Below are 9,369 nucleotides of genomic sequence, written 5' to 3' on the forward strand. Positions count from 1 at the left end.
ATGAGTTCGTGCCCTGATGCAGATTTGGACTTGGCAGGGCGGCTCGCGGACGCTGCCGGCGCGGCCATTCGCCCTTTCTTCCGCAAGCGCTTCGCGATGGAGGCCAAGGCCGATCGCTCGCCGGTGACCGAGGCCGATCGCGCGGCCGAGGCAGCGATGCGCGCGATCCTTGCCGCGGAGCGGCCTGAGGACGGCGTGATCGGCGAGGAATATGGACCGGATCGCCCCGATGCGGAGCGGGTGTGGGTGCTCGATCCGATCGACGGCACGCGCTCCTTCGTCGCCGGACGGCCTATCTTCGGGACGTTGGTGGCTTTGGTCGAAGCGAAGATACCGGTACTCGGGATCATCGACCAGCCGATCGCGCGCGAGCGTTGGATCGGGGCGGCGGGCGCGGCCACCACTCTGAACGGCGCGCCGGTGACGACGCGCGCCTGCGCCGCTCTGGCCGAGGCGCACCTCGCCACCACTGGCCCCGGCTATTTCACGCCGGCCAGCTGGGCAGCATTCGAGCGGGTGCGGGTGAGCGCACGCGACACGTTGTGGGGCGGGGACTGCTATAATTACGGCCTGCTCGCGGCGGGCCATCTCGACCTGGTGATCGAGGACGGGCTTAAGCTCTACGATTTCGCGGCTTTGGTGCCGATCGTCGAAGGTGCGGGCGGTACGATGCGCGATTGGCAGGGCGGCGTGCTGACCATGACCAGCGACGGCAAGGTCATCGCGGCCGGCGATCCGCGCCTGATCGACGCGGCGGTGGCGGCGCTAGCATAAGCCTGATCGCCGTTGGCGGAAGCTCGCCGAGCTTCCGCCAACGGCGTGAATCAGGCGACCAGAATTAGGCGGCGTTGCGCATGCGCGCGGCACCGCGGAAGATCGCCTGGATCGCCGGCTCGACCGTCTCGGTCAGACTGTCGACCAGTTCGGCGACCGTGTTGCCGCTGCCGATCGCGACGCGGCGCGAGGCCAGCGACCGGTCGGCAAGCATATGCTCTTCTATCTCGCACGCCCTGAGCAGCACCACCGCGCGATGGCGCGGATCGGCCTTGATCCGGTCATAGACCGTGCGGACGCGCGCGGGATCGCCTTCGAGCACCTGCAGGAAATGATAGCCGTCATACAACATGAGGCCGGTCAGGCCGTCGGCATGGTTGTTGCGGCGCGACGCGGCGAGAATCTCGTCGATCGCGGTCGCGGGCAGTGCCGGCCGGGCCGTACTGAAATAGACGAGCTGCAACATGGTGCGTCCTCTCCGTTCGGCACCATAGGCAGGGAGCGGTTAAAAACGGCTGAACCCTAAATCAGGTAGACCTACGGAGGGCACCGGCTTATGGCGGCGCCATGCAGTCGCGCCGCGGCCTTCTCCTGCTTCGACTTACGCGCCCTTAGGCGCGTCGATCGTTCGCGGCCGCTTCAGGCCGTAGCTCACCGCCTAAGGGACCGCCGCCGCGCCGAAAGAGGCGCCCCGACGCTCTTGTGCCGAGATCAAGATGACCATGCTCGCCGACCCGTCCGTAAAATACCGTCCCTTCCCGCAGGTGGACCTGCCCGACCGGCAATGGCCGTCGCGCACGATCACCGCGCCGCCGCGCTGGCTGTCGACCGACCTGCGTGACGGCAATCAGGCGCTGATCGATCCGATGGGCGAGGAAAAGAAGACCCGCTTCTTCGATCTGCTGTGCAAGGTCGGCCTCAAGGAGATCGAGGTCGGCTTCCCGAGCGCGGGCGCGACCGAATTCGATTTCATCTCCGGCCTCGTCCGCAAAGGCCGCGTGCCCGACGACGTCATCATCCAGGTGCTGACCCAGTCGCGCCGCGACCTAATCGAGAAGAGCTTCGAGAGCCTGGAGGGCGCATCCAAGGCGGTCGTCCATCTCTACAACGCGGTCTCGCCCGCCTGGCGCCGGATCGTGTTCGGGATGAGCCGCGACGAGATCCGCGACATCGCCGTGACTGGTGCGAAGATCTTGCGCGACGAGGCCGCCAAACGCCCCGAGACCGATTGGCATTTCGAATATAGCCCGGAGACCTTCTCGACCGCCGAGCTCGATTTCAGCCTCGAGGTTTGCGAGGCGGTGATGGACGTGCTGCGTCCGACGCCCGATCATCCGATCATCTTCAACCTGCCCGCGACGGTCGAGGCGGCGACGCCCAATATCTATGCCGACCAGATCGAATGGTTCGGGCGTAACATCCGCAACCGCGACAGCGTCGTGATCTCGCTCCATCCGCATAACGATCGCGGCACCGGCGTCGCCGCGGCCGAGCTCGGTCTGATGGCGGGCGCGGACCGGGTCGAGGGCTGCCTGTTCGGCAATGGCGAGCGCACCGGCAATGTCGACCTGGTGACGCTGGGCCTCAATCTTTACACGCAGGGCATCGATCCGAAGCTGGATTTCTCCGACATCGACGAGGTGATCAACACGGTCACCTATTGCAACAATCTGCCCGTCCACCCGCGCCATCCCTATGCGGGCGATCTCGTCTTCACGGCTTTCTCGGGCAGCCACCAGGATGCGATCAAGAAGGGCTTCACCGCGCAGGAGCAGCGCAACGATCAGTTTTGGGACGTGCCTTATCTGCCGATCGACCCCAAGGACCTCGGCCGCGATTACGAGGCGGTGATCCGCGTCAATTCGCAGTCGGGCAAAGGCGGGGTCGCGTGGGTGCTGGAGCAGGACAAGGGTCTCAAGCTGCCGAAGCGAATGCAGGCCGATTTCAGCCGCGCGGTGCAGGCGCTCGCCGACGAAACCAGCCGCGAGCTTAATGCCGCCGACATCTGGGGCCGCTTCCAGCAGCATTACAAACTGGAGGGCGTCCAGAAATACGAACTGGTCGACTATAGCGAGACGCATGCCGGCAGCGACCGCATCTTCACCGGCCGCGTGCGCCATGACGGTGTGGAAAAATCGGTCAGCGGGCGCGGCAACGGCCTGCTGTCGAGCGTGCTGGCGGCGCTCCACGACGGCTTCGGGCTGAGCCTCGATATCGTCGATTATTCGGAGCACGCGATCGGCCAGGGCGGCGGCGTGCAGGCCGCAGCCTATGTCGAGGCGAAGACCGATGACGGCCGCGTCGTCTATGGCGTCGGGATCGACACCGACGTCGCGACCGCCTCGGTTCGGGCCTTGCTAGGCGCGGCGAACGCGCTCTAGCCAGAGCCTGATCGTCTGAGGAAGAGCGCAAGGCGCTTCCTCCGAAGGCGTGGATCAGGCTCTATTCAAGGCTGGCGCATTACTGCCAGTTGCAGCGCGTCACCTTGCGATGGTGGACCCAGCGCGTGTGGCACACCTTGTGGCGGCGGTTATGCCAATTGCTGGTGGTATGGGTCTCCCGGTGGTTCGACACCACGGTCTTGTGCACCACGACCTGACGGTCGGCGAATGAGGGCGACGCAGCCAGTGCGCTCGTGGCGACGACGGCGATCAGTGCGAGTCCTGACAATTTCATCCTGCGCTCCTTTTTTTGTTGCGCAGGCCGAACGATCAAGTCGCGATTGGGCTCCCACTCACATGCCCGGCTTGGCGCCCGCCAGCCGCAGCCGGGCGAACAGCATGAAGCTCTTCACGCCTTCGTGCCCGTAAGTGGGCTTGATCCGGTCGGGAAAAGCGTAAGCGCTGGCGAGCCCGCCGAGCGCGAGGCGGACGGGGCCGTTGCCCATCGGCAACTCATAGGCATAGCCCGCGCTCAGCTTGGACACGGGAATGATGGTGCCCACGAGCGGCCCGCTATCGAACAATTCGGCTTCCTGAACATGTTCGGCGCGCGCGAACAGGATGTGGCGATCCTTGAGCCTGAGCGAGGTTTCGCCGAGCCACCCGGTCAGCACCGGCCCGGGCTGCTCGTCCGTGCGCGCCCAGGCGATCGTCGTCGCCCAATTGCCGCCTTTGCCGAGCGGCAGATTATAGGAAACCGACGCGGTTGTGCGCTGCTCGTCTTTGCTAGGATCGAGTTGTTCGGGCGAATGGATATGACCGGTCGATAGCTGGAAGGAGAGATTGGCGGTCGGGTTCCAGAAACCGCGCACCGACCAGCTGTCGAGCTTCGGGCTTTCCATATCCCAGCGATGCTGATCGGGCTCGCGCCCCTTGAACGCGCTCGCCTCGATCTTCCACGGTCCGTTCGAGAAACCCGCGGTGACCACGCCGAAGGTAATATGGGTCGAATCGAACCAGTGATGGCCGATCGGCGCCTCAGGATCGTCCATGCCGGAGATACGATGCATGAAGGTCGGCGGGCCGAGCGCGGGCTCGCCCGGCAGGCCGCCATACAGATAAAGGCTGCGCCCTTGGCCCAGATCGTGGGAATAGCTGGCCGACAGCTCCATCAGGAAATCGTGCGGATGCTGACGGTCGACCAGTTCGTCGCGCCCGTTGGCGGTTTCGCCGGTCGCGAACAGCAAGGGATAGCCGCTCTTGCCCATCAGCGGATCGAGCGACACCATCGCGCGCAGGCCGAGCGTGCCATGATCGCCGACCGGCCGGCTCGCCATCCCCATCAGCATCGACTGACTGAACGTCTTGTTCGCGCCGCGCGGACCGCCCTGATCGTCCTGGACCAAGGTCGCGAAACCATGGACCATCACCATCCACGGGCCCGCCGAGAGATGCAGGCCATCCATCGGCGAACTGTCCGGTTGCCACGATGTGCCCGACGCCTCGCGCGTCATCGCATAGGTGCCGAGCATGCCGGACATGCCGGCCATGTCGTGATCCATCGTGCCCATGTCCTGTGCGGCGGACGGCGGCGTGGGCTGGGCCGGCATCTGCATGCCCGGCATGTCGGCCATCGCCTGCGCAGAGAGTTGTGACGGCACGGCGAGCGCCAACAGGATCAAAGCGGCTTTTGCAATCATCGCCATGCCCTGATCGCTGACGGCGTTTCAATGTCAACGCCGGGAGCGGCGAGCCGGTGGCGACCTAGAGCGCGGTGAGGCTGCTCAGCTCGCGGATGCTGATGCCGTAGGTCTCGCAGATATGGTCGCGTAACGCCGCCTTGGCTGCCGCCATCTCGGCATATGCCAACTCCTCAGCCTCCTCATGCGCGAAATCGACCTGGAACGCGTCCGGCACCAAAGCTTCCCAGGTCATATTATGTCGCTGCGCCGCATCTCGCACGGCGGCGACCAGCGCCTTCGGATCCATCCGCGGCGTAACGATCAAAGCTCCGTGCGGTTGCGCTAGGCCTCAGCCCGCAGGGACATCATTTCCGCCCGAACAGTTTCTCGATGTCACCATGGCCCAGTTTCACCCAGGTCGGGCGGCCATGGTTGCATTGGCCCGAATGGGGCGTGACCTCCATCTCGCGCAGCAGGGCATTCATCTCGGCGACCGACAGAATGCGGCCCGCGCGGACCGACCCATGGCAGGCCATAGTACCGGCGATCGCGTCGAGTTTCTCTTTCAGGCTCAATGCCTCGTCATAGGCGGCGAGTTCGTCGGCGAGGTCGATCACCAATTGCTTCGCGTCGCTCGCGCCGAGCAAGGCGGGCGTCGCGCGCACCAGCATCGCCTTGGCGCCGAAGCGTTCGAGTTCCAGCCCCATCTCGGCCAGTTCTCCGATGCGCGCCTCGAGCCGGTCGCAGGCGGGTTCGTCCATTTCGACCACCTCGGGCAGCAAAAGCGCCTGCCGCGCGACGCCGCCGTCCGCCATCGCCCGACGCATGCGTTCCAGCACGAGCCGCTCGTGCGCGGCGTGCTGATCGACCAGGATCAGCCCGTCCGAGGTTTCGGCGACGATATAGGTCGCCGCCACCTGTCCACGCGCGATGCCGAGCGGATGATCGGCCTGTGTGGGCGGCGGCGCATAGGCAACCTCAGCCCGCCCGGCCGGTGCGGGTATGAAGTCCGGCTGATTGTCCCATACCGACCCTTGGCTCGGTGGCCGCGACGGCGCCCATTGCGGCGCCATCGGTTCGGTCTGCCAGCGGCCGAGCGCGGCGGCGGACGGGCGTTGCGCGCTCCGGTGGCCGGCGCTGTCGAGCGCGGCGCGCAATCCGCCGACGATCATGCCGCGCACCAGTCCGGCCTCGCGGAAGCGGACCTCGGTCTTGGCGGGGTGGACGTTCACGTCGACCTCCTCCGCCGGCACCTCGAGGAACAAGGCCAGGACCGGATGGCGGTCGCGGGCGAGCAAATCCTGATAGGCGGCGCGGACGCTGCCGATCAGCAGCCGATCCTTCACCGGCCGGCCGTTGACGAACAGATATTGATGGTCGGCAACGCCGCGGCTGAAGGTCGGCAGGCCGGCGACCCCGCCCAGCCGCAGGCCTTCGCGGACATGATCGACCGCGACCGAATTACGCACCAGCTCGCGATCGATCAAAGCGGCGACGCGTTCGGGCCGCGTCTCGTCGGGCTGGACCGCGATCGCGCGGCGGCCGTCATGCTCCAGCGTGAAGCCGATTTCGGGGCGCGCCATTGCGAGGCGCCGCACGACATCGGCGCAGGCGGCATATTCGGAGCGCGCCGAGCGCAGGAACTTGGCGCGGGCGGGAACGCGCGCGAACAGCCCCTCGACCTTGACCCGCGTGCCGGGCGGCAATGCCGCCGGGCCTTCCTCGACCAGTTTGCCATTGTCGACCACGCGCCGCCAGCCTTCGCCGCCCCGCACGCGGCTTTCCAGCGTGAGCGTCGCGACGCTCGCGATCGAGGGCAGCGCTTCGCCCCGAAAACCCAACGTCGCGACCCGCTCGATCGCGTCATCGGGCAGTTTGGAGGTAGCGTGGCGCTCCAGCGCGAGCGCCATATCGTCGCGCGTCATGCCGCAACCGTCGTCGCTCACCTCGACCCCGCCGATGCCCCCGTCGCTCAGGCGCACGACGATGCTGCGCGCGCCGGCGTCGATCGCATTCTCGACCAGTTCCTTGAGCGCGGACGCAGGACGCTCGACCACCTCGCCGGCGGCGATGCGGTTGACCAGATGCTCGGGGAGCCGGCGTATTGACATGAAGGAGGGTCTAGCCCAGTCAGCGGCCTTCCGCGACCCGGCTTTCACCCCCTGGTAAAGACGATCTCCGCCGGTCGCGCGACGGACGGACAAGAAGACTTATGGGTTTCATGCGCTGGTTCAAATTCATGTCGCACGACATGGCGATCGACCTCGGAACGGCGAATACGCTGGTCTATGTTCGCGGCCGTGGCATCGTGCTCGACGAGCCGTCGGTGGTGGCGATCGAAACGATCAACGGCGTCAAGAAGGTGCGCGCGGTCGGCGACGACGCCAAGATGATGATGGGCAAGACGCCCGAGCATATGGAAGTCATCCGCCCGCTGCGCGACGGCGTGATCGCGGACATCGACGTCGCCGAACAGATGATCAAGCACTTCATCCACAAGGTGCATGGGCAGCGGCGCTTCCCGCGCTGGCCCGAGATCATCATCTGCGTGCCGTCGGGATCGACCAAGGTCGAACGCCGCGCGATCCGCGACGCCGCCTCCAACGCCGGTGCGAGCCAGGTCTTCCTGATCGAGGAGCCGATGGCGGCCGCGATCGGCGCCGACATGCCCGTGACCGAGCCGATCGGTTCGATGGTGGTCGATATCGGCGGCGGCACGACCGAAGTCGCGGTGCTGTCGCTGCGCGGCCTGGCCTATACGACCAGCGTGCGCGTCGGCGGCGACAAGATGGACGAGGCGATCGCCTCCTATGTCCGCCGCAATCACAATCTGCTGATCGGCGAAGCGACCGCCGAGCGGATCAAGCAAGAGCATGGTATCGCGCAGATGCCAGCCGACGGAGTCGGGCAGCGGATCCTTATCAAGGGCCGCGACCTCGTCAACGGCGTGCCCAAGGAAATCGAGATCACCCAAGGACAGATCGCCGAGGCGCTGAGCGAACCGGTTTCGGCGATCGTCGAAGGCGTCCGCATGGCGCTTGAGAATACCGCGCCGGAACTGGCCGCCGACATCGTCGACCAGGGCATCGTGCTCACCGGCGGCGGCGCGCTGCTCGACGGCATCGACGAAGTGCTGCGCCAGGCGACCGGCCTTCCAGTCACGATCGCGGACAATCCCCTTACCTGCGTTGCGCTCGGTACCGGGCGCGCGCTGGAAGATCCGATGTTCCGCGGCGTGCTGCACACGGCGTAAGGTCGGGACGGGGGCGGAGCCATGGCCCCGCCGCGCCATCGCGGCCGCGGTTTTTCGCGGCGCATTCAATATGGACTGTTCTTCGGCTATGTCGCCGCCGCGATGGGTGTCGTCGCGGGGGTGGCGCTTGTCCTGATCGCGCGCTTCGATCCCCTAGCCTTCGAAGGCATTCGCGGGCTCGCGCTCGATGCGACCACGCCGGTCACCGCCGTTACCCGCCCGATCGTGCGCGGCGGCGGATCGCTGGCCGGCGAAATTGGCGGCTATTTCAACGCCGTCAGCGAGAATCGCACCTTGCACGCTCGGCTCGCCAACGCGCAGCGCGATCTGATCCAGGCCCGCGTCCTGGCTTTCGAGAATGCGCGATTGAAACGCACGCTCCATCTGGTCGGCGACCAGACCGTGCCGATCGTCGCCGCGCGCATCGTGGGATCGGATCTGTCAGGCACGCGCCGCTTCGCCACGCTCGCCGCCGGCACCGCCGACGGGGTCGCGACCGGCCAGCCGGTGCGCGCCGCCGACGGGCTGGTCGGCCGCATCGCCGAGGTCGGCAGCCATGCCGCGCGGATTATCCTGCTGACCGATGGCGGCAGCGCGGTGCCGTTGCGCGTCGTCCGGACCGGCGAGGCCGCGCTGGGCGAGGGCCGTGGCGACGGCGCGCTCGAAATCCATTCGACCACGGTCGGCGGCCCGGGTTTCCAGCGCGGCGACCTGCTCGTCACCTCGGGCGTCGGCGGCGTCTATCCGCCCGATATTCCGGTGGGTGTCGTGACCGGCACCAGCGGCGAGATCGCCACCGCGCGCCCGCTGGCCGAACCCGCCAAGCTCGACTTCGCGCTGGTGCTGCCGCAGGTCGCGGCGCCACCGCCGGTCGAAGCGCCCGCCGGGCGCAAGCACTGATGTCGATCATCGAATCCGATCTGCTCGGCCAGCCGTCCGCCTGGCGGCTGCAGGCATTGCCGATCGTATCGACCATGATCGGCTCGTGCGTCGGCCTGCTGCCGTTCATAGCGACCGCGCCGGTGATCCCGCCCTTCGGCCTGCTGATGGCGCTCGGCTGGCGGCTGCTGCGGCCCGAATTGTGGGCGGCGTGGATGGCGCTGCCGCTCGGCCTCGCCGACGACCTCATCACCGGCACGCCCCCCGGCACCGCGATGACCTTGTGGACGATCATCTTTCTCGGCCTCGACCTGGTCGACAGCCGGCCGATGTGGCGCGACCATTGGCTCGATTGGTGGATCGCGTCGGTGTCGATCCTGTTCTGTGCCGTCGGCCAATG

At 66.8% G+C, this 9,369-nt stretch carries 10 protein-coding genes; 5 read left to right on the forward strand and 5 right to left on the reverse strand.

Annotated elements, in window-relative coordinates; translation table 11 throughout:
* Positions 1–774 (forward strand): histidinol-phosphatase, encoded by a 774-nt coding sequence (gene hisN / locus VK533_RS04335; protein ID WP_324375355.1) that lies wholly within the window; start codon positions 1–3, stop codon positions 772–774.
* A gap of 64 nt (positions 775–838) precedes the next feature.
* On the opposite strand, the gene VK533_RS04340 is transcribed toward hisN, so the two are convergent.
* Positions 839–1,240 (reverse strand): BLUF domain-containing protein, encoded by a 402-nt coding sequence (locus VK533_RS04340; RefSeq protein ID WP_324375357.1) that lies wholly within the window; start codon positions 1,238–1,240, stop codon positions 839–841.
* Positions 1,241–1,496: 256 nt separating this feature from the next.
* Here VK533_RS04340 and leuA point away from each other — a divergent pair, with 256 nt between their 5' ends.
* On the forward strand, positions 1,497–3,155 hold the full coding sequence (leuA, locus tag VK533_RS04345) for a 2-isopropylmalate synthase (protein ID WP_324375371.1): 1,659 nt from the start codon (positions 1,497–1,499) through the stop codon (positions 3,153–3,155).
* Positions 3,156–3,234: 79 nt separating this feature from the next.
* On the opposite strand, the gene VK533_RS04350 is transcribed toward leuA, so the two are convergent.
* The 4 genes from VK533_RS04350 to mutL are packed head-to-tail and all read right to left on the reverse strand — an operon-like array spanning position 3,235 to position 6,948.
* Entirely contained in the window at positions 3,235–3,450 is a 216-nt protein-coding gene (locus VK533_RS04350; RefSeq protein WP_324375359.1) for a hypothetical protein, read from the reverse strand.
* A 58-nt stretch (positions 3,451–3,508) separates the two neighbouring features.
* A complete protein-coding gene (locus VK533_RS04355; RefSeq protein WP_324375362.1) occupies positions 3,509–4,861 on the reverse strand; it encodes a hypothetical protein in 1,353 nt (450 codons plus the stop codon).
* Positions 4,862–4,919: 58 nt separating this feature from the next.
* A complete protein-coding gene (locus VK533_RS04360) occupies positions 4,920–5,162 on the reverse strand; it encodes a hypothetical protein (RefSeq protein ID WP_324375364.1) in 243 nt (80 codons plus the stop codon).
* A gap of 40 nt (positions 5,163–5,202) precedes the next feature.
* On the reverse strand, positions 5,203–6,948 hold the full coding sequence (mutL, locus tag VK533_RS04365) for a DNA mismatch repair endonuclease MutL (protein ID WP_324375365.1): 1,746 nt from the start codon (positions 6,946–6,948) through the stop codon (positions 5,203–5,205).
* Between the two features lie 101 nt (positions 6,949–7,049).
* Between mutL and VK533_RS04370 the strand changes: the two genes are divergently transcribed.
* From VK533_RS04370 to VK533_RS04380, 3 genes are all read left to right on the forward strand, one after another.
* Positions 7,050–8,090, forward strand: coding sequence for a rod shape-determining protein (locus VK533_RS04370; protein WP_324375367.1), 1,041 nt, complete (start codon positions 7,050–7,052; stop codon positions 8,088–8,090).
* Positions 8,091–8,111: 21 nt separating this feature from the next.
* Complete coding sequence (gene mreC, locus VK533_RS04375; protein ID WP_324375369.1) at positions 8,112–8,990, forward strand: rod shape-determining protein MreC; 879 nt, start codon at positions 8,112–8,114, stop codon at positions 8,988–8,990.
* A partial coding sequence (locus tag VK533_RS04380; RefSeq protein WP_324375370.1) for a rod shape-determining protein MreD occupies positions 8,990–9,369 on the forward strand: 380 nt, incomplete at its 3' end. The genes mreC and VK533_RS04380, both read left to right, overlap by 1 nt.

Source organism: Sphingomonas sp. (assembly GCF_035317925.1).
In the GTDB taxonomy this organism is placed as follows: Bacteria; Pseudomonadota; Alphaproteobacteria; order Sphingomonadales; family Sphingomonadaceae; genus Sphingomonas_I.

Bases quoted from the DNA above. Each gene is read 5' to 3' on its own strand.
- hisN (WP_324375355.1), top strand. From the start codon at position 1: ATGAGTTCGTGCCCTGATGCAGATTTGGACTTGGCAGGGCGGCTCGCG.
- VK533_RS04340 (WP_324375357.1), bottom strand. From the start codon at position 1,240: ATGTTGCAGCTCGTCTATTTCAGTACGGCCCGGCCGGCACTGCCCGCG.
- leuA (WP_324375371.1), top strand. From the start codon at position 1,497: ATGCTCGCCGACCCGTCCGTAAAATACCGTCCCTTCCCGCAGGTGGAC.
- VK533_RS04350 (WP_324375359.1), bottom strand. From the start codon at position 3,450: ATGAAATTGTCAGGACTCGCACTGATCGCCGTCGTCGCCACGAGCGCA.
- VK533_RS04355 (WP_324375362.1), bottom strand. From the start codon at position 4,861: ATGGCGATGATTGCAAAAGCCGCTTTGATCCTGTTGGCGCTCGCCGTG.
- mutL (WP_324375365.1), bottom strand. From the start codon at position 6,948: ATGTCAATACGCCGGCTCCCCGAGCATCTGGTCAACCGCATCGCCGCC.
- VK533_RS04370 (WP_324375367.1), top strand. From the start codon at position 7,050: ATGGGTTTCATGCGCTGGTTCAAATTCATGTCGCACGACATGGCGATC.
- mreC (WP_324375369.1), top strand. From the start codon at position 8,112: ATGGCCCCGCCGCGCCATCGCGGCCGCGGTTTTTCGCGGCGCATTCAA.